The 18,332-nt window shown below is 65.1% G+C and carries 17 protein-coding genes; 12 read left to right on the top strand and 5 right to left on the bottom strand.

Features of this window, described 5'->3' with window-relative positions; all coding sequences use genetic code 11:
- Positions 1-75 precede the first annotated feature (75 nt).
- From pal to VGR99_RS21815, 5 genes are all read left to right on the top strand, one after another.
- A complete protein-coding gene (pal, locus tag VGR99_RS21795) occupies positions 76-564 on the top strand; it encodes a peptidoglycan-associated lipoprotein Pal (RefSeq protein WP_326901230.1) in 489 nt (162 codons plus the stop codon).
- 189 nt (positions 565-753) lie between these two features.
- Positions 754-1,824, top strand: coding sequence for a tol-pal system protein YbgF (gene ybgF / locus VGR99_RS21800; protein WP_326901231.1), 1,071 nt, complete (start codon positions 754-756; stop codon positions 1,822-1,824).
- Positions 1,825-1,888: 64 nt separating this feature from the next.
- Entirely contained in the window at positions 1,889-2,977 is a 1,089-nt protein-coding gene (gene tilS / locus VGR99_RS21805) for a tRNA lysidine(34) synthetase TilS (protein ID WP_326901232.1), read from the top strand.
- A gap of 266 nt (positions 2,978-3,243) precedes the next feature.
- A complete protein-coding gene (ftsH, locus tag VGR99_RS21810) occupies positions 3,244-5,166 on the top strand; it encodes an ATP-dependent zinc metalloprotease FtsH (protein WP_018641582.1) in 1,923 nt (640 codons plus the stop codon).
- Between the two features lie 439 nt (positions 5,167-5,605).
- Positions 5,606-6,811, top strand: a complete 1,206-nt coding sequence (locus VGR99_RS21815) for an ABC transporter substrate-binding protein (RefSeq protein ID WP_326901234.1) — start codon at positions 5,606-5,608, stop codon at positions 6,809-6,811.
- Positions 6,812-6,833: 22 nt separating this feature from the next.
- On the opposite strand, the gene VGR99_RS21820 is transcribed toward VGR99_RS21815, so the two are convergent.
- Complete coding sequence (locus tag VGR99_RS21820) at positions 6,834-7,688, bottom strand: alpha/beta hydrolase (RefSeq protein WP_326901235.1); 855 nt, start codon at positions 7,686-7,688, stop codon at positions 6,834-6,836.
- A gap of 276 nt (positions 7,689-7,964) precedes the next feature.
- Between VGR99_RS21820 and VGR99_RS21825 the strand changes: the two genes are divergently transcribed.
- On the top strand, positions 7,965-8,279 hold the full coding sequence (locus VGR99_RS21825) for a BA14K family protein (protein WP_326901236.1): 315 nt from the start codon (positions 7,965-7,967) through the stop codon (positions 8,277-8,279).
- Positions 8,280-8,407: 128 nt separating this feature from the next.
- Here VGR99_RS21825 and VGR99_RS21830 read toward each other — a convergent pair whose 3' ends face one another.
- A complete protein-coding gene (locus VGR99_RS21830; RefSeq protein ID WP_326901237.1) occupies positions 8,408-9,889 on the bottom strand; it encodes a hypothetical protein in 1,482 nt (493 codons plus the stop codon).
- A 289-nt stretch (positions 9,890-10,178) separates the two neighbouring features.
- Between VGR99_RS21830 and VGR99_RS21835 the strand changes: the two genes are divergently transcribed.
- Complete coding sequence (locus VGR99_RS21835) at positions 10,179-10,343, top strand: Flp family type IVb pilin (RefSeq protein ID WP_130363127.1); 165 nt, start codon at positions 10,179-10,181, stop codon at positions 10,341-10,343.
- Positions 10,344-10,768: 425 nt separating this feature from the next.
- Here VGR99_RS21835 and VGR99_RS21840 read toward each other — a convergent pair whose 3' ends face one another.
- The gene (locus VGR99_RS21840; RefSeq protein ID WP_326901240.1) at positions 10,769-11,746 is read right to left on the bottom strand and encodes a phosphatase PAP2 family protein; all 978 of its coding nucleotides are present in this window, start codon (positions 11,744-11,746) and stop codon (positions 10,769-10,771) included.
- Between the two features lie 278 nt (positions 11,747-12,024).
- Here VGR99_RS21840 and VGR99_RS21845 point away from each other — a divergent pair, with 278 nt between their 5' ends.
- Positions 12,025-12,705: a helix-turn-helix domain-containing protein gene (locus VGR99_RS21845; RefSeq protein ID WP_326901241.1), complete on the top strand. Its 681-nt coding sequence runs from the start codon at positions 12,025-12,027 to the stop codon at positions 12,703-12,705.
- A 150-nt stretch (positions 12,706-12,855) separates the two neighbouring features.
- On the opposite strand, the gene pyk is transcribed toward VGR99_RS21845, so the two are convergent.
- Positions 12,856-14,292 (bottom strand): pyruvate kinase, encoded by a 1,437-nt coding sequence (gene pyk / locus VGR99_RS21850; protein ID WP_326901242.1) that lies wholly within the window; start codon positions 14,290-14,292, stop codon positions 12,856-12,858.
- Complete coding sequence (locus VGR99_RS21855) at positions 14,289-14,870, bottom strand: DUF1036 domain-containing protein (RefSeq protein WP_326901243.1); 582 nt, start codon at positions 14,868-14,870, stop codon at positions 14,289-14,291. The genes pyk and VGR99_RS21855 overlap by 4 nt, the downstream gene beginning before the upstream one ends.
- A gap of 167 nt (positions 14,871-15,037) precedes the next feature.
- Here VGR99_RS21855 and VGR99_RS21860 point away from each other — a divergent pair, with 167 nt between their 5' ends.
- From VGR99_RS21860 to VGR99_RS21875, 4 genes are all read left to right on the top strand, one after another.
- On the top strand, positions 15,038-15,343 hold the full coding sequence (locus tag VGR99_RS21860; protein ID WP_326901244.1) for a DUF1244 domain-containing protein: 306 nt from the start codon (positions 15,038-15,040) through the stop codon (positions 15,341-15,343).
- Between the two features lie 197 nt (positions 15,344-15,540).
- Positions 15,541-15,813: a DUF2312 domain-containing protein gene (locus VGR99_RS21865; RefSeq protein ID WP_008546273.1), complete on the top strand. Its 273-nt coding sequence runs from the start codon at positions 15,541-15,543 to the stop codon at positions 15,811-15,813.
- A gap of 86 nt (positions 15,814-15,899) precedes the next feature.
- Entirely contained in the window at positions 15,900-17,666 is a 1,767-nt protein-coding gene (locus tag VGR99_RS21870) for an adenylate/guanylate cyclase domain-containing protein (protein ID WP_326901245.1), read from the top strand.
- A gap of 44 nt (positions 17,667-17,710) precedes the next feature.
- A complete protein-coding gene (locus tag VGR99_RS21875) occupies positions 17,711-18,136 on the top strand; it encodes a DUF1801 domain-containing protein (RefSeq protein WP_326901246.1) in 426 nt (141 codons plus the stop codon).
- Positions 18,137-18,332 lie beyond the last annotated feature (196 nt).

An 18,332-nucleotide genomic window follows, 5' to 3' on the forward strand; every position in this document is an offset into this window, starting at 1 on the left:
TTGACGGAACGTTCGCTTAACCAACCCCCTGTAGACCGGACAGCAGTGGACGAACGTGAGCGTGGAGGCTCCGGAATGAATTATCCTATGCGTATCCTCCAGGGATTGAAGCTGGCTGCGGTGGTCGCAATCGCGCTGTCGATGGGCGCATGCGCCAAGCAGAATGGGCCGACCGATGCGATGGCCAATGCGGCGACGCCGGGCAGCCAGCAGGACTTCGTCGTGAACGTGGGCGACCGCGTGTTCTTCGAGAGCGACCAGACCGACCTGACCCCGCAGGCGATCGTGACCCTGGAGAAGCAGGCGCAGTGGCTCCAGAGCTATCCGCGCTACTCCTTCACCATCGAAGGTCACGCCGACGAGCGCGGCACCCGCGAATACAACATCGCCCTCGGCGCCCGCCGCGCCCAGTCGGTGCGTTCGTTCCTCGCCTCGCGCGGCATCGATCCGAACCGCATGCGCACGATCTCCTACGGCAAGGAGCGTCCCGTCGCGGTCTGTAACGATATCTCCTGCTGGTCGCAGAACCGTCGTGCTGTGACTGTGCTGAACGCGAGCTCCTGACGCTCTCAGTCAGGCGCCGTTCATCTTGATGAATCGATCATGCCGGCGCCCTCACGGGCGCCGGTTTCGTTTCAGCATTCTGTGACAGGAACCCCGTGGTGCCAGTCACAGTTTTGGCGTACTCAGCTTCAATCTGTGGCGCGTCGCATGTTCCGTCGCAGGCCATTTAGCTTTCGTCGTCAGGGCAAGATGTCATCCAGATTTAAGGTTTTAACCGGCACCGTGGCCACTGCCGCGCTTCTCTCCTTGTGCGCGCCCGTCTTCTTGAGCGCGCCCGTCCTCGCCCAGACGGATGATGATCCCGAGATGCGGATCGAGCGGCTGGAGAACCAGCTGCGCCAGCTCACCGGCCAGAACGAGGAGCTGCAATACCGCAACCGCCAGCTCGAGGAGCGGCTGCGGGCGCTCGAGGGCGGCGCGCAGGCCGCGCCCGGCCAGCCGCCGGTCCAGCCCAATGTCGCCGCCGTGCCGTCCGCCCAGGTGGCGCCGGCCTATCGCCAGCAGCCGCAACAGCAGCAGGTCCAGCCGAATTACGAGCAGCCGCAGATCGCCGCGCCCGCGCCGATCGTTCAGGAGCAGCCGGGGCCCGGCGCTCCGGGCTCACGCCGTCGCGGCGATGCCTTCGATCCGAGCCAGAGCCCGAACGCCCCCGGCGCGCCGCGCGCCCTCGGCGGTGGACAGCAGCCGATGCCGGCGGGCGGCCAGGTCGGTGCGCCCGGCGGGCGCAATCCCGGCGAGCCGCTCGATCTCGCCAATAGCCCCCGCTATCAGCAGGGGGTGCCGCCGGCGGCACAGCCCGGCTATCCGCCAGCGCAACAGCCGCAGGGCTATCCGGCGCCATCAGGCGGCGCCGGCCTGACGACGCTGCCGCCCTCGGCGACGCCGCGCGACGAATTCGATCTCGGCATCGGTTACATGCAGCGCAAGGACTATGCGCTGGCCGAGCAGACCATGAAGAATTTTGCGCAGAAATATCCGAGCGACCCGCTGCTCGGCGACGCGCAATACTGGCTCGGCGAGAGCTATTTCCAGCGCCAGCAATATCGCGACTCCGCGGAAGCCTTCCTCGCCGTCACCACCAAATACGACAAATCGGGCAAGGCGCCCGATGCGCTGCTGCGGCTCGGCCAGTCGCTGGCCGCGCTGAAGGAGAAGGAAGCCGCCTGCGCCGCCTTCGGCGAGGTCGGCCGCAAATATCCGCGCGCCTCCGCCGGCGTCAAAGCCGCGGTCGATCGCGAGCAGAAGCGGGTGAAGTGCTGATCCGCTGACAAGGCGGACAGTGCTGCGCTAAACAGTCGGTCCATCCGCGGACGATTGCAGCGTCATGTCAGACGACGACAATTCACCGATCTCGGCGCGCGCGGCGAAGCAGCTCTTCGCCGGGCTGAAAGGCGCGCCGGCGCTGGTGCTCGCCGTTTCCGGCGGGCCCGACTCGGTTGCGCTGATGTGGCTCGCCGCACGCTGGCAGCGCAGCCTTGCACGCGGCCCGCGTCTTACTGTCGTCACCGTCGATCATGGCCTGCGTCCGGAAGCGGCGCGCGAGGCGCGTGAGGTCAAGCGGCTGGCCACGGCACTTGGCCTGACGCACCGGACCCTGCGCTGGCGCGGCGCCAAGCCGAAGACGGGATTGCCTGCCGCCGCGCGCGAGGCCCGCTACCGCCTGCTCGCGGAGGCCGCGCGAAAAACCGGTGCGAGCCATGTGCTGACCGCCCATACCCGCGACGACCAGGCCGAGACGCTGCTGATGCGCATGCTCCGCGGCAGCGGGCTTGCCGGCCTGTCGGCGATGGCCCGCCTCACCGCGCGCGACGGCATCGTGCTGGCGCGCCCGCTGCTCGACGTTCCGAAGTCGCAGCTCATCGCGACCTTGAAGCGGGCCAGAATCGGCTTTGCCGACGATCCCACCAACCGCGACACCGCCTTCACCCGGCCACGGCTGCGCGCGCTGCTGCCTCAGCTTGCGGCCGAGGGCGGCGACAGCAGGAGCCTTGCGCGGTTGGCCGCACGCCTCGCGCGCGCCAATGCGGCCGTCGAGGTGCTGGTCGATGGCGCCGAGCGCTTCCTCCAGCTCCGCTCGCGCGGCGATGCGTCGCAGGCGACAGGACGCAGCTTCGAGGCCCAAACCGTCTTCGAAGCCGAGGCCTTTGCCCTCCTGCCGGAGGAGGTCCGGCTGCGGCTGCTGCTGCGGGCCATCAATGCCCTCGGCCATGAGGGGCCGGCGGAACTCGGCAAGGTCGAGACCCTTCTGGCCGCACTCGATCGCGCCCTGGCGGAAAATCCCCGCGCAGCCGCAAATGGCCGTGCGATCCTGAAGCAGACCCTTGCGGGAGCCTTGATCAGCCTTGCCGGGGGGCGTATCCACGTCACGCCTGCGCCGGCCCGGCGGCCGCAAAGGGACTTGAAGGGCGGATGAGGGCGGATCATGACACCGGCCGTTTCCGCCGTCCGGCGTCAGGACACCTTAACCAGGCAGGAACCAGGCAGGAAAAACCCAGGCTAGGTCGCCATTATTTCAGCGGGAATCGCTCTAAGATGGGATAAATAGTCCCATCTCGTTCCCTTGGCAGCGAGCGGGGCGGCACCTAAATTGTATGCGTCTAACCGAGAGGATTCCTTGGGGATTTCCTCGCATTGCCCAAGGATTAGGGCCGCGATCCGCGCGACCACGAAGGAAGATCGATGAACGCCAATCTGCGCAATTTCGCCCTCTGGGTCATCATAGTGTTGCTGCTATTGGCGTTGTTCACGCTCTTCCAGAATCCGGGTCAGCGCGCCTCCTCGCAGGACATCGCCTTCTCCCAGCTCCTGAGCGAAGTTGACCGCGGCAATGTGCGCGACGTCGTGATCCAGGGGCCGGATATCCACGGCACCTTCACCAATGGCTCCAGCTTCCAGACCTATGCGCCGAACGACCCGACGCTGGTGAAGCGCCTCTATGACAGCAAGGTCCAGATCACCGCGAAGCCGCCCGGCGACAACGTGCCGTGGTTCGTCTCGCTGCTGGTCTCCTGGCTGCCCTTCATCGCGCTGATCGGCGTCTGGATCTTCCTGTCGCGGCAGATGCAGGGCGGTGCCGGCAAGGCCATGGGCTTTGGCAAGTCGCGTGCGAAAATGCTGACCGAAGCGCATGGCCGCGTCACCTTCGAGGACGTCGCAGGCGTCGACGAAGCCAAGCAGGACCTGCAGGAGATCGTCGAATTCCTCCGCGACCCCGGCAAGTTCCAGCGCCTCGGCGGCCGTATTCCGCGCGGCGTGCTGCTGGTCGGCCCTCCCGGCACCGGTAAGACCCTGATCGCGCGTGCGGTCGCGGGCGAAGCCAACGTGCCGTTCTTCACCATTTCGGGTTCGGACTTCGTCGAAATGTTCGTCGGCGTCGGCGCCAGCCGCGTCCGCGACATGTTCGAGCAGGCCAAGAAGAACGCGCCCTGCATCATCTTCATCGACGAAATCGACGCGGTCGGTCGTCACCGCGGCGCCGGTCTCGGCGGCGGCAATGACGAGCGCGAGCAGACGCTGAACCAGTTGCTGGTCGAGATGGACGGCTTCGAGGCGAACGAGGGCGTGATCCTGATCGCCGCCACCAACCGTCCCGACGTGCTCGATCCCGCGCTGCTGCGTCCGGGCCGCTTCGACCGCCAGGTCGTGGTGCCCAATCCGGACGTCGTCGGCCGCGAGCAGATCCTCAAGGTCCACGTCCGCAAGGTGCCGCTGGCCCCCGATATCAACCTCAAGACCATCGCGCGCGGCACCCCGGGCTTCTCCGGCGCCGACCTGATGAACCTCGTCAACGAAGCAGCCCTCACCGCTGCGCGCCGCAACAAGCGCATGGTGACCCAGGCCGAGTTCGAGGAAGCCAAGGACAAGGTGATGATGGGCGCCGAGCGCAAGTCGCTCGTCATGACCGAGGAAGAGAAGCTGTTGACGGCCTATCACGAGGGCGGCCACGCCATCGTCGGCCTCAACGTGCCCGCGACCGATCCGATCCACAAGGCGACCATCATCCCGCGCGGCCGTGCGCTGGGCATGGTGATGCAGCTCCCCGAGCGCGACAAGCTGTCGATGTCCCTGGAGCAGATGACCTCGCGCCTCGCCATCATGATGGGCGGCCGCGTCGCCGAAGAGCTGATCTTCGGCCGCGAGAAGGTCACCTCCGGCGCCGCCTCCGACATCGAGCAGGCCACCCGCCTTGCCCGGATGATGGTGACGCGCTGGGGCCTGTCGGAAGAGCTCGGCACGGTCTCCTATGGCGAGAACCAGGACGAGGTGTTCTTAGGGATGTCGGTCTCGCGGACGCAGAACGCTTCTGAGGCGACCGTCCAGAAGATCGACTCCGAGATCCGCCGCCTGGTCGAGGAAGGCTACAAGGAAGCGACCCGCATCCTCACCGAGAAGCACGCCGACCTCGAAGCGCTGGCCAAGGGCCTGCTCGAGTTCGAAACGCTTTCCGGTGACGAGATCGTCGACCTGCTCAAGGGCAAGAAGCCGAACCGCGAGTCCGTGCTCGAGCCGACCACGCCGCGCGCCTCCGCCGTGCCCCCGGCCGGCAAGTCGCGCCCGCGGCCCGATCCGGATCCCGGCTTGGAGCCGCAGCCGCAGGCGTAACGCAAGCGGCAGGATGAAATTGAAAAACGCGGCGGCAACGCCGCGTTTTTTGTTGGCTGAACGTTTGCTTCCGGGCCAGGTCTCGTACCCCAGCCCGCAGTGTAGCGAAGCAATCCAGAAACTTTCCGCGGCGACATTCTGGATTGCTTCGCTGCGCTCGCAATGACGATGTGGATGCGGTTGCGCCTGCGACAACGGCAGTCTCGTAGGGTGCGTAAAGGCGCAACGCGCCGTGCCCACCACCTCTCGGCAGTCTCGACGGAAGTGATGCGCACGCTTCCGCCTTCGCTCTTCGTGCTACGGCGAGACAAGCCGCTTTGCCCACCCGGCCGCGGTGATCGCCGCCCGATAATGATTGGAGTTCGCCGCGATCTCATGGCATGCTCTCGTCAAATAAAGATGCGGCCCGACCGCATCAACAAAAGGGGAGGGGAGGCCGATGCGCTCTAGGGCGGCATTGGGCGCGCTTGGCGCCGTTTCGTTCCTGCTGTTGCCTGCTGCTTCGCTTGCCGCCGAGATGCGCGGCATCACCGCCACTGAAATCAAAATCGGCCAGACCATGCCTTACAGTGGCCCGGTCTCCGCCTTCGGCGCGCTCGGCAAGGGCGAGGTCGGTTATTTCAAGATGCTGAACGAGAAGGGCGGCATCAACGGTCGCAAGGTCAATCTGATCTCGCTCGACGACAGCTATGCGCCGCCGAAATCGGTCGAGCAGACGCGCAGGCTGGTGGAGAGCGACGAAGTCGCGCTGATCTTCTCCTCGATCGGCACCGCCCACAACACGGCGATCGCGAAATATCTGCAATCCAAGAACGTGCCGCAGCTCTTCATCGGCTCCGGCGCCTCGAAATTCGCCGACATCGCGCAATATCCGCAGGCGACCATGGGCGTGCAGGCGCCGTTCCGCTACGAGGCGCGGCTCTATGCGCGCTACGCGCTGGCGAAGAACCCTAACGCGAAATTCGCCGTGATCTCGCAGAACGACGATTACGGCCGCGACTATCTCGCCGGCCTCAAGGACGTGCTCGGCGAGAAATACGATTCCGTGGTCACCAATGCCACCTACGAGATCCAGGATCCGACCATCGATTCCCAGATCGTGAAATTGAAGGCGTCAGGCGCCGACGTGTTCGTGATCGCGGCGACGCCGAAATTCGCCGCGCAAGCGATCCGCAAATCCTTCGAGATCGGCTGGCGTCCGATGACATTCCTCTCCAACGTCGCGGTGTGGGTTTCGACCGTGATGGAGCCCGCGGGCCTGGAGGCCGGCACCGGCATTCTCTCCACCGCCTACGTGAAAGACCCCGACGATCCCGCCTGGAAGGACGATCCCGGCGTGAAAGGCTGGCGCGAGTTCATGACGAAATACGTGCCGGAAGCCGACCAGCACGACACCAACTATGTCAATTCCTACAACAGTGCGATGGCGCTCGAGGCCGTGCTGAAAGCCTGCGGCGACGATTTGTCGACCGAGAACATCCTGAAGCAGGCCTACGCGATCCGCGACCTCGAATTGCCGATGCTCTTGCCCGGCATCAAGGTCAACACCAGCCCGACCGATCACGTCCCGGTCGACCAGATGCAGTTCATGCGCTTCAACGGCAAGAGCTGGGAGCGCTTCGGCGAATTGCAGACGGGAAATTGACGGCGTGCCGCGCGCGGATATCTCACTTCGCCGCGGCTCCACGCCCGAGAAACCGCAGCAAATCGTCGTTGAACTGCTCGGGATCCTGCAGGAACGAGAAGTGGCTGACCTGCGGCTGGATCAAGAGGCCCGCGCCCGGAATGTTCGCCGCCATGAACTCGGTGTTCTCGCGCTTGATCGCCTCGTCATGGTCGCCATCGACGATCCAGGTCGGCACCTTGATCGCCGCGAGATCCAAGGCCGTCCATTTCGGCTGGCTCTCCCACATCTTGGTGATGTCGGCGACAAAGCCCTTGTACTCCGTCGGCGTCGGCGACAGCCGCTTGTACTCCTCGCCGGCCCTCGCGATGTAGGCGTTGAAGACGTCGCTGTTTGCGATGTCAGCAACGCCTGACGGGTCCGAGTTCGCCGCGAAGGCGAACAGCTTGCTCACCCGCTCCGGGTGCTTCATGGCGATGTCGAGGCCGATGATCGCGCCGTCGCTCCAGCCGACGATCGCGACCTTCCTGATCTTGAGATGATCGAGCAGGGCGACCACGTCGGAGGCCATCAGATCGTAGCCATAGGGCTCCTGATTGCGGCTGCTGCGGCCGTGCCCGCGGCTCTCCATGACGATCACCTGATAATGCCGTTGCAGCGCGCGGACCTGGTGACCCCAATAATTGGCGTTGGCGAGGCCGCCATGCAGCAGGATGACGGGATCGCCGCGGCCGTAGACGGCGTACCAGACCTTGATGCCGTTGACGGGGGCGAACCCGCTCTGCGTCGCCCTCGGCAAGGTCGGTGTCGGCGGCAGGTTCAGCCATTGCGGCGCGGCATGGGATGCGCCGATGGACACCATGATGAGAAGCGCGGCGAAAAGATTGCGAAGCATCATGATGCCCTCCCTGTTCGGCAACGGATATTACCAGCATGGCAATGCTGGCGAGTCACGTCTCAAGGCAGCGTCGCACCGAGACGTGAAGCGGACGCAGGGCAGGCAAGGGCGCGTATGCGCGGCCGCATTCTGCAAACAAACGACTCTTTCCGGATTTGAACGGCCGGATTGCGCCTGATGGCGAGTTGGGCTCGCGACGCGCTTGTCCCGCGCACCATGTCGACCCACGTCCTGGCACCGGCCGCAGGATGCACCGGCGCATGAAGGAGATCGAACATGACTGGACTTAAAACCCTCGCTGCCGTGGCTTTGTTGTCGGCCCTGACCGCAACGACCGCCTACGCGCAATCCGGTTTTGCGAGCAGCCATCCCGATGCGTACGAGGCCGAGAATCCCGATCGCAACCTCAATGGCACGCTGACGCCGGCCGGCCGGCTCGGCCTCGAATTGCCGGACGGCGGAGCGGCTGTGCGAGGCGTGGACAACGCGATGGCGCGCGCGTCGCGGGCTTGCTCCGAACGCTATCGCTCCTTCGATCCGGCGACGGGCACCTATCTCGCCCGGAACGGCGTCCGTTATCTCTGCAGGTAATCAGCCTGCAAGAGGAGTCGCCGAGGAGAAGGGGCCAGAGGTCGGGTGGGCAAAGCGTAGCGTGCCCACCTTCTTTCAGCGAGTGTTGCAGCATGGTGGGCACGCTTAGCTTTGCCCACCCTGCAAGCTCATTTCGTCGGTGTCGCGCCCGCTTCGTCCCGCACATGGACCACCGCGATCCCGTCCGTATAGATCCGCTTCCAGCCCTTGAGGTGATCGAGAATCTGGGGACCCGGAGAATCGGCGACCAGCAGCGTGGCGTCGATCTTGTATTCGTCGAGCAGGCCGGGAAGCAACGCGGGCTTGCGTCCCTCCGTCGCGTTGAAGAAATTCATCACGAACTTCTCGCCATAGAGCTCGGCGCGGCCGTCGACGAAGACCGGGACGTCGCGCGCGATCATATAGCCGCCGAACTTGTAGGCGTTGAAGATGCGCTGCGCCCCGCGCTTCTCGAGCAGGTCGACCGCCGCAACCGGCGTCTGGTCCATCGTGAAGTTGAAGCGGTGATGCGACATGAAGAGCGAGGTCGAGGTCCAGGCCGCGGCGACGATCATCAGCGCGCCGGCTGCGGTGACGTAGCGGGCGAGCGGGCTCTGGCCGCCTTGCGCGTCGGCTTGCTGCAACGGCGATTTCTCACCGAGCGGCTTGGCGAGCACCAGCGGCACCAGGAAGGCGAAGGCCTCGATGCTCCTGACATGGGTGAGCGCCATCCAGGTTAGCAGCAGGATCAGCAGAATGCGCGGCGGCGACAGCGTCAGGCCGCGATAGAGCCCGAGCGCGATCAGGCCGAACAGCGCGCCTTCGAACGCGTTGAAGGATGCGAAGTTCACCGGCGACCATTCGGAGATGACCGTCAGCAGCTCGCCGAGATTGAGGATGTTGGTCGCACCCAGCAGCGTGCGCCAGCCATAGGGTGTGACGCAGCACGCGGCCAGCGCCGCGACACCGAACAGGAACCAGCGCAGCAGCAGCCGGACCTGCTTGTCGGATTCGAGTCCCCACAGCGCCACGAACGCCATCGGGCCGATCAGCGCGAGGCCCAGCACGAAGCCGCCATGCAGATTCGCCCACAGCGACATCAGCGGCAGATAGGCCCATGACGGCGTGCTGCGGCGATCGGCGGCATTCATCAGCATGCCGACCCACGCGATCATCACGGGCAGAGCCAGGATGTGCGGCCGCGCCAGGATGTGATGCAGCGACAGCACGACCGCCAGCATCGCGAACAGCACCGAGCGCGGCATCTCCATATGCGCATCGAGCAGATCGACCAGGATCGCCGCCGACAATGCGACCGCGAGCGCGGTGAGGATCACAGGTCCCGCCCAGTCCCATTGCGCATAGGACAGCGCGAAGGCGACCTGCGACAGCCACGAGGTCGAAACCCAGGGCGCACCCGGCCGCGTGAAGGAATAGAAGTCGGTGTAGGGAAGGGCGCGGTCATCGAGAATCCATTGCCCGATCTTGATCTGCCAGAACGAGTCGGAGTCCTGCAGCAACGTGTCGCCGACATAGAGAAAGAAGAGATAGGCGCCCGCGCCGACGCAGAGCGGCACCAGCGCCCGCGCGCGGCTCTGCACAGCGATGCTGTTGGCAAAGGAAAGGGACATGCCGCCTCGTCGTCCTGCTTGTTCTTGTCGCGTTGCGCAGCATCAAACCACGGCGGTCATAACTTCGAGTAAATCGACGGCGGGCCTGTGTGATGTCGTTACAATTTAACGGGTTGTTTTCAATTCCGGTTTACCATCGCCCAATACACGCAAACCGCTCAGTGTTTACGCAGTCGAATTAACTGCGGCGCAATTCTTTGCCTCTACGTTCGGTTCCATGGTCGGGCGGCGCTGGGAAGCCGAAGAGACCAGACCACTTGTAGCCTTGTGTACTTTTTGGGAGCACTCTATGAAGAACCTCGTTGCGCGTTTCGTGAAGGATGAATCCGGCGCCACCGCCATTGAATACGGTCTGATCGCTGCCGGCATCGCGCTGGCCATCATCACCGTCGTCAACAACCTCGGCAGCACGCTGAACACCAAGTTCGGCTCGATCTCGACCAGCCTCAAGTAAGACTGGACGATCTGGGAATTTTGAGAGCCCCGTCTTTTGGCGGGGCTCTTTTCTTTTGAGCTCCTTCACCCCCGCGCAGCGGCGAAGCCGCTGTTGCTGGAGGTGGCCGCTTCTTCAGCGGCCCTCGAAGGGCGACGGCCCGGCTGCATCTCGGCCGTTGATCCCTCGAGGCTCGCTACGCGAGCACTTCAGGATGACGGAATTGAAATTTGTAGGGTGGGCGTACGCCGTACCCACAACGTCATTGCGAGCGCAGCGAAGCAATCCAGACTGTTTCCGCGGAGAGACTCTGGATTGCTTCGCTGCGCTCGCAATGACACTGAAGCATTAGCGCGCGCATCACTTCGATCTCAGTTGTTGAGAGATGGTGGGCGCGCCTTTGCCCACCCTACGGCAGTGTGCTTGTGACGGCGACGAGCGCGCCGCTACTCCGCGAGGCTGGGCTGCCACACCGGCACAGGCGCGGCAGACATGGACGCCGCGCGGCCGAGCCGCTCGACATAAAACTTCGTCACCCAGATCGAGGCCGCGGCAAGCGCAATGCCGCCGGCGACGTCGATGAGATAATGCGCGCCGATCGCGGGCGTTGCCGCGATCATCAGCATGTTGAGCGCGGCCGCGATGCCGCCGACATAGCGCACCGGCCAGAGCGCCCACATGTAGAGCACGGCGGATGCGGCGTGGAAGCTCGGAAACGAGACGATGCCGGACAGGAAGAACAGCCGCAGCTCCTGCAGGCTGCCGTCGCGCAACGCGAGGATGTCGCGCAACTGGCCGGCATAGACCGCGGTGTTGATTTCGGGGAAATGCGCGGCCGGCAATTGCAGGGCGTAATAGGTGCCGATCGCCGGCACCACGGCGGAGATCGCGATGGTGACCGCGAGCGCAAGGCTCATCGCGAGCATGAACATTTGCAGCCGCACATAGCGCACCGTCAGTGTCAGCACGACGGGGATGCCGAGCAGCGGCCATTTGATCAGGCCATAGCCGCGCGCCAGGATATCGGCGAGCCAGGGATGATCGTTGATGTAGCGCGCGATCGGTTCGGGATCGAGGCCGAGCGCGCGGTCGATCGCCAGCAGCGCGTCGTCCTGCAGCGGCCAGTTCAGCTTGCCCGCGACGTAGCTCAAGGGGCCGACGATGGCGCAGGTGAGAATCACCTGTCCGATCGTGCCGAGCGAGAACACCAGCTTCGGATCGGCGAGGTCGCCCTTGGCGAGGCGGTGGTGATAGGCGACGGCGACGAGGACGGCCGCGATCGCCAGCGTGATGCCGTAGGCGACGGGCTCGAGGCTCAGGCCGGTCGCGGGCAGGCCGAACGCGAGCAGGCTGCCCATGGCAACGATGGGAAACCAGTTCAGCTGGAAGAGCTGCCAGGCGGTCCAGGCGTCGGTGTCGCGCATGCTGCACCCAAGGAAACGCACAAGTGGAATTGCAGTACCGCGGCACAGTCGCGGAGCAGGTTTAAGATGGCGGTAACGAGCGTGGTTAGCCGTTTGCGAACCGGCGTTGTGCATTTGCGAAGAGTCGCCTCCCACCGCATGACATGACGCTTTACGCAAATGCATCTTGTCATCCCCCGTGAATAGTTGTTCAGTCCTTGCGGGGCGATTTGCATCTTTGCAGTGACGAAGCGTTCGGCCGCGGGCGTGCGGCTGGCGTGTGGGACAGGAAGCGCGCCATGGTTTATCGGCGGACGCATCAAGTGGTTAAGCGCCTGGCAGCCCGGCGCAGCGCGATTTTGGCGGCAGCGCGCGAGGCGGCGGCGGAAGGCGGGATGGCGGCGGTGCAGATCGCGCCGGTCGCGGTCCGGGCCAGTGTGGCCGCGGGGACGGTCTACCGCTACTTCCCCTCCAAGGCCGAGCTGATCTCCGAATTGATCGCCGAGGTCTCGCGCGACGAGCTCGCGGCGATCCGGCGGGCCGCCGATGCCGCGCCGGGCCCGTCCTCGGCGCTGGCCGCGGCTGTCACCACCGTGGCGGTCCATACGCTGTCGCAGCGCCGCCTGGCCTGGGGCATTCTGGCCGAGCCCGTCGATGTCGATGTCAGCGTCTCCCGGCTTGCCAGCCGGCGCGAGATCGCCGGCGAGATCGCCGCGCGGATCGATGCCGCCGTGCGTGCCGGTCATCTGCCGGCGCAGGACACTGCGCTGGCAGCCACAGCGCTGCTCGGGGCGCTGCATGAGGCCCTGGTCGGCCCGCTCGCGCCCGACAATCTCGAAGATCCCGTCAAGATGCGTGACGCAGTCCAGACCGTGACCCTGCTGGCGCTGCGCGCCGTCGGCGTCATGGACGCCCGCGCCCGTGGCCTCGTGGTGCAGCAGACGCTGCTGCCGACCACCAAGGCGCTGGTTGGGGCTTAAATCGAGGCTGCGGCCGGGGTTGACGCCTGATCACGCTCAGGCCGTTGTCTGAGCGCGTCTTTTCGCAAAACCCGCACAAGGTTGCCGGCAGCGCCGGCTACTGTGCATGGGGTTGTTTTCGCACTTTTTGTTTTGGCCGCTTGGGCGGGCCTACATGTTCGCCTCGCCCTCGGGGCCGACCGAGGCGATGCGCACCATGTTGGTGGTGCCGGGGATGCCGAGCGGCACGCCGGCGACGATGATCACGCGCTGGCCGGCGCGGACGAAACCGTCGCGGAAGGCGATCTGGCCGGCACGGCTCACCATGTCGTCCTGGTCGCGCGCATCGTCCGCCACCACGCAGTGCACGCCCCAGACCACCGCGAGCCGGCGTCCGGCATTGATGTTGGGCGTGATCGCCACGATCGGCGGCTTCGGCCGCTCGCGCGCGACGCGCACCGCAGTCGAACCGGAGCTGGTCCAGCAGATCAAAGCGGGCAGGTCGAGCGTCTCGGCGATCTGACGCGCGGCGTCGGCGATGGCATCGCCCGCGGTGGCCTCGGGCGCGGGGCGCTGCGCGGTGATCACCGACCGGTAGGTCGGGTCGCGCTCGACCTCCTCGCCGATGCGGTTCATGGTCGAGACCGCCTCGACCGGGAATTTGCCGGCCGCCGATTCCGCCGACAGCATGATGGCGTCGGCGCCCTCATAGACCGCGGTGGCGACGTCGGAGACTTCGGCGCGGGTCGGCACCGGCGACTGGATCATCGATTCCAGCATCTGCGTTGCGATCACCACCGGCTTGCCGGCGCGGCGCGCCATGCGCGTCATCTGCTTCTGCAGGCTCGGCACGCGCTCGAGCGGCAATTCGACGCCGAGGTCGCCGCGCGCCACCATCAGCGCGTCGGAGGCCTCGATGATGTCGGCGAGGCGGTCGATCGCCTGCGGCTTCTCGATCTTGGCCATCACGGCGGCGCGGCCGCGGATCATCTTCTTGGCCTCGATCACGTCGTCGGCGCGCTGCACGAAGGACAGCGCGATCCAGTCGACGCCGGTGACCAAAGCGGCCTCGAGGTCGGCGCGGTCTTTCGGGGTCATCGCCGAGACCGGCAGATCTGTGTCGGGCAGGCTGACGCCCTTGCGGTCGGACATCCGGCCACCGACGACGACACGCGTCACCGCGTGCTCTTTCGTGGTCTCTTCGGCGATCAGGCGGACCTTGCCGTCGTCGAGCAGCAGCGCATGGCCGGGCCGGAGCGCGGCCAGGATCTCGGGGTGGGGAAGATTGACGCGCGTGGCATCGCCCGGCGTCTTGTCGGAATCCAGCGTGAAGATCTGGCCGTTCTGCAGCTGCACCGCGCCTTCGGCGAAGGCGCCGAGCCGGAGCTTCGGACCCTGGAGGTCGACCAGGATGCCGATCGGGCGGCCGTAGCTGCTCTCGACATTGCGGATCGTCGCCACCAGCTCCCGCATCTTGTCATGCGGGGTATGGCTCATGTTGATGCGGAACAGGTCGGCGCCGGCCTCGAACAGGCGGCGGATCATCGCGAGGTCCGAAGATGCAGGTCCGAGCGTCGCGAGAATCTTGATACGGCGAAGACGCCTCATGGCTTATTTCCAGGCGGGGGTGGGAGGCCGGGCGAGCCCGGGGGCGTAGCACCGGGCGGGCCATTGGGCAAACCCGGAACGCCGCCCGGGCCAACCGGGCCGGGCAGGCCAGGCACGCGCTGCTGCGCCGGCTGTTCGTTGGCATCGGTGAGCTGGACCGTCCAGGCGCGCTGTTCGCCGGTATCGACCTCGAAATAGCCGGTCCGGTCATAGCCGCGCGCGAGGCAATCCTCGGTGCCGCGGATGGTGAATTCCTTGTCGCGCGAGCACATGAAGGCCTGGCCCGACCATTCGCCGCCGCGGTCGTAGTCGATCGCGTAGATGTAATAGTAGCGGGCGACCAGCGTTCCCCGCAGCAGGGTCTCGCAGGAGCGGGAGGAGATGTTCCACCAGCCCTCGGTGGTCCAGCCCTCGGCGTCCTTGTAGCCGAGCGCGATGCCGACCCGGCTCGAGGTGTTGTTGCACAGCCGGAAATCGGCGGCGGCCGGGTTGCTCCAGAGGCAAAACAGGGCAACCACCAGCACCGGGACCAACCGGGCGAGCAGGCGAAGGGGGAGGCGGGGAGATTCGGCGATCATTGTCGCGGAACGTATACCAGATGATTGACGATTTGGCGTAGGGGCCGGGGAACCGCCCCAAAGGTGGCCTTGGCCCGTTTGCGCCGCGATGTGGCAAAATCTGTGACAGGACCCCACCTGATCCCGTAAGGGTTTGACTGGACACGCCACTGCCAGGGACAAGAACGATGGCCATCGACGACAAAACCAGAACGGAGCTCGAGGCGGCCGCTTTCCGCCGCCTGGTCGAGCATCTGAAGACGCGGACCGACGTCCAGAACATCGACCTGATGAATCTGGCGGGCTTCTGCCGCAACTGCCTGTCTAACTGGCTCAAGGACGCCGCCGATGCCCAAGGCGTGAGCTTGAGCAAGGACGAGAGCAGGGAAGCGGTCTACGGCATGCCCTACGAGACCTGGAAGTCAAAATACCAGGGCACAGCCAGCCCCGAGCAGATCGAGGCGATGAAGAAGGTCCATCCCCACAGCCACTGAGGGGACTGGCCGAGCCGACGCCCCTGAGTCGCACCACACAACAGCTTTCTTCGCACCCGCGCAGGAAGGTGTGGGCGCGCTGTGGACGAGCGCGATGCTTGCTTGAACGCCGGGGGTGTGAACCCTAAGGGTTTTGCCAGCACGCGCGGTGGATGCCGGCGTCACCTCGTTTTGCCAGTTCCATTGGGAGTACCAAGATGGCCACCTCCGCCGCCGTCCGCGACGACGAGCCCGCGACGAAATTTGCCAAGGACCAGCTCAAATCCATCATCGAGCGCATCGAGCGGCTGGAGGAAGAGAAGAAGGCGATCTCCGACGACATCCGTGACGTCTATGCCGAGAGCAAGGGCAACGGCTACGACGTCAAGGCGCTGCGCACAATCGTGCGCCTGCGCAAACAGGACCCCAACGAGCGCGCTGAGGCCGAGACCATTCTCGAGACCTACATGCAGGCGCTGGGGATGATCTGAGGCGCTGTCCCGCCGCGATTTGCAGCCGCACCCAGGTTGGGCAAAAACCGCGCGTCTGCTAGAGTGCTCGGTGAAGGGACCGAGCAATGGATGTGCCAGGCCCAGAGCGCAGGCTCGCCGCGGTCCTCGCGGCTGACATGGTCGGCTTTAGCCGGCTCATGGAGGCCGATGAGGCTGGCACGCTCGCGCGCCTCAAGACCCACCGGATCGAGCTCATCGATCCGGCCATTGCCAAAAATCACGGCCGCATCATCAAGACGACGGGCGACGGCTTGCTCGTCGAATTCCATAGCGCTGTCGACGCTGTGCTGTGCGCTGCCGAAATTCAGAGCCGGATGGGGCGACGCAACGCCGACGTCCCGCCGCCGCGATGGATGCAATTCCGCATCGGCATCAATCTGGGCGACGTGATCGTCGACCAGAACGATATTTTCGGCGACGGCGTCAACGTCGCGTCGCGGTTGGAGACACTGGCCGAGCCCGGAGGTATCTGCATCTCGAGCGCGGTGCGCGACCAACTCGGCCAGCGCCTCGATGGCGTTGCGTTCGAGGACATCGGCGAGCAGAAGGTCAAGAACATCGTCCGTCCGATCCGCGTCTACCGGATTCGGCTGGAGGAGGGGCCGGCCGGCGCACCAGACGGCACGATGGGCACCGTAAAGGAGACCGGGACGTCGAAGAAGCCGTCGATCGCCGTGCTGCCCTTCGCCAATATGAGCGGGGACCCGGAGCAGGAGTTCTTTGCGGATGGCTTGACCGAAGACATCATCACCGAGCTCTCACGTTTCCACGACCTGTTGGTGATCTCCCGCAACTCGACCTTTGTGTACAAGGGCAAGGCGGTCAAGGTGCGGGACGTCGCCCGCGAATTCGGCGTCGACTATGTCATCGAGGGCAGTGTGCGAAAGGCCGGAGATCGCGTCCGCGTCACCGTGCAGCTGATCGATGCGGAAACCGACCGGCACATTTGGGCCGAACGCTACGACGGCGAGCTCAAGGACATCTTCGCGATCCAGGACGAGATGACTCGGGCGATCGCCGCCACGTTACCCGGCCGCGTCGAGGCGGCCACGCACGATCGAGCGAACCGCAAGCCAACCGACAACATGGCGGCTTATGAATGTGTGCTGGCCGCAAAGACCTTACACCATCGCTCCAATCGCGAAGACAATGCGCGGGCGCAACTTCTGCTCGACCGGGCGCTCGAACTCGATGGGAATTATGCTCACGCTCACGCCTGGAAGGCGTGCGTCCTGGGGCAGACCTGGGTCTATAATTGGTGCGCGGATCGCGACGCAACTTTCCAGCAGGTTGCTTCGGAGCTGGAGACGGCGCTGGCCCTCGACGATAACGACAGCGACGTCCACCGCATCCTCGCAGCGCTCAATCTGAATCGCGACGACCACGACAAGGCCACCTACCATCAGGAGCGCGCGCTCGCGCTCAACCCGAACTATGATCTCGTGGTCGTGCAGCAGGGCGAACTGCTGACTTGGCTGGGTCGGCCGGAGGAAGGCGTCGACTGGATCAGAAAGGCGATGCGGCTCAACCCGTATCACCCGGAGCGCTTCTGGAGCCATCTCGGACGTGCCTATTATTGTGCGGAGAAATACGCCGAAGCCGCCGAGGCCTTCTCACGGATCACGCGGCCCGATCAGACCCACCATGCGTTCCTCGCCGCGATCTTCGCCCAGATGGGCAACACGGTTGCGGCCGGCGCTCATGCGGCTGAGGTTCTCAAGCGCGAGCCGGCATTTTCAGTGGCCAATCATCTCTCCACCCAGCATTATAAGCGCGACGTTGACCGTCAGCGCTTCGAGGCGGGCCTTCGCGGAGCTGGCCTGCCGGCCTGATCTGGCTGACAGCGGAAACCGATGAGCGATCGAAAAGTGAAGTCGTGACTGCGCCGCTGTTACCACGCGAAGTGAGCCGGGTTTTCGACGCCTTCCCGGCGCCGATCGGCAAGCGGCTGCTTCAGGTGCGCGAACTGATCTTTGTCACCGCGGCGGCGCATGACGATGTCGGCAAACTCACCGAAACGCTGAAATGGGGCGAGCCCGCTTATCTCACCGATGAGACAGGCAGCGGTTCGACGATCCGGCTTGGCCGCCTCAAGGACTCCGATCACGCTGCCATCCTGTTCAACTGCAAAACCACGCTGGTCGACGCGTTTCGCGAGCGCTTTCCCGATCAGTTCGAATATCGGCAGACGCGGGCGTTGCTGTTGCCGGTGGCGGGCAAGTTGCCGAAGCGGGAGCTAACGGTCTGCCTGTCGCTGGCGCTGACCTATCATCTGGACCGGCGGGGAAAGAAGGTGCGGTAAGGCGCCGGACTTGTAGCCCGGATGAGCGAAGCGACATCCGGGACCACAACGCGCGGCTGGAGTGCACCCCAAAAGTGAGACAAGAAAAACCGGGGACAGTTCTCTAAAGGAGAACGGATGCCCAACAAATCTCCCCGTAAGTTCGATCGAGAATTCAAGCTTGAGGCGGTCCGCCGACTATTGGCGGGCGAGACAG

Source organism: Bradyrhizobium sp., assembly GCF_035935975.1.
Classification (GTDB): Bacteria; Pseudomonadota; Alphaproteobacteria; order Rhizobiales; family Xanthobacteraceae; genus Bradyrhizobium.

Excerpts from the sequence above, each read along its gene's own strand:
- VGR99_RS21815 (WP_326901234.1), top strand. The coding sequence starts at position 5,606 with ATGCGCTCTAGGGCGGCATTGGGCGCGCTTGGCGCCGTTTCGTTCCTG.
- pyk (WP_326901242.1), bottom strand. The coding sequence starts at position 14,292 with ATGAGGCGTCTTCGCCGTATCAAGATTCTCGCGACGCTCGGACCTGCA.
- VGR99_RS21865 (WP_008546273.1), top strand. The coding sequence starts at position 15,541 with ATGGCCACCTCCGCCGCCGTCCGCGACGACGAGCCCGCGACGAAATTT.
- ybgF (WP_326901231.1), top strand. The coding sequence starts at position 754 with ATGTCATCCAGATTTAAGGTTTTAACCGGCACCGTGGCCACTGCCGCG.
- tilS (WP_326901232.1), top strand. The coding sequence starts at position 1,889 with ATGTCAGACGACGACAATTCACCGATCTCGGCGCGCGCGGCGAAGCAG.
- VGR99_RS21845 (WP_326901241.1), top strand. The coding sequence starts at position 12,025 with ATGGTTTATCGGCGGACGCATCAAGTGGTTAAGCGCCTGGCAGCCCGG.
- VGR99_RS21840 (WP_326901240.1), bottom strand. The coding sequence starts at position 11,746 with ATGCGCGACACCGACGCCTGGACCGCCTGGCAGCTCTTCCAGCTGAAC.
- pal (WP_326901230.1), top strand. The coding sequence starts at position 76 with ATGAATTATCCTATGCGTATCCTCCAGGGATTGAAGCTGGCTGCGGTG.
- VGR99_RS21870 (WP_326901245.1), top strand. The coding sequence starts at position 15,900 with ATGGATGTGCCAGGCCCAGAGCGCAGGCTCGCCGCGGTCCTCGCGGCT.
- VGR99_RS21825 (WP_326901236.1), top strand. The coding sequence starts at position 7,965 with ATGACTGGACTTAAAACCCTCGCTGCCGTGGCTTTGTTGTCGGCCCTG.
- VGR99_RS21835 (WP_130363127.1), top strand. The coding sequence starts at position 10,179 with ATGAAGAACCTCGTTGCGCGTTTCGTGAAGGATGAATCCGGCGCCACC.
- VGR99_RS21855 (WP_326901243.1), bottom strand. The coding sequence starts at position 14,870 with ATGATCGCCGAATCTCCCCGCCTCCCCCTTCGCCTGCTCGCCCGGTTG.
- ftsH (WP_018641582.1), top strand. The coding sequence starts at position 3,244 with ATGAACGCCAATCTGCGCAATTTCGCCCTCTGGGTCATCATAGTGTTG.
- VGR99_RS21830 (WP_326901237.1), bottom strand. The coding sequence starts at position 9,889 with ATGTCCCTTTCCTTTGCCAACAGCATCGCTGTGCAGAGCCGCGCGCGG.
- VGR99_RS21860 (WP_326901244.1), top strand. The coding sequence starts at position 15,038 with ATGGCCATCGACGACAAAACCAGAACGGAGCTCGAGGCGGCCGCTTTC.
- VGR99_RS21820 (WP_326901235.1), bottom strand. The coding sequence starts at position 7,688 with ATGATGCTTCGCAATCTTTTCGCCGCGCTTCTCATCATGGTGTCCATC.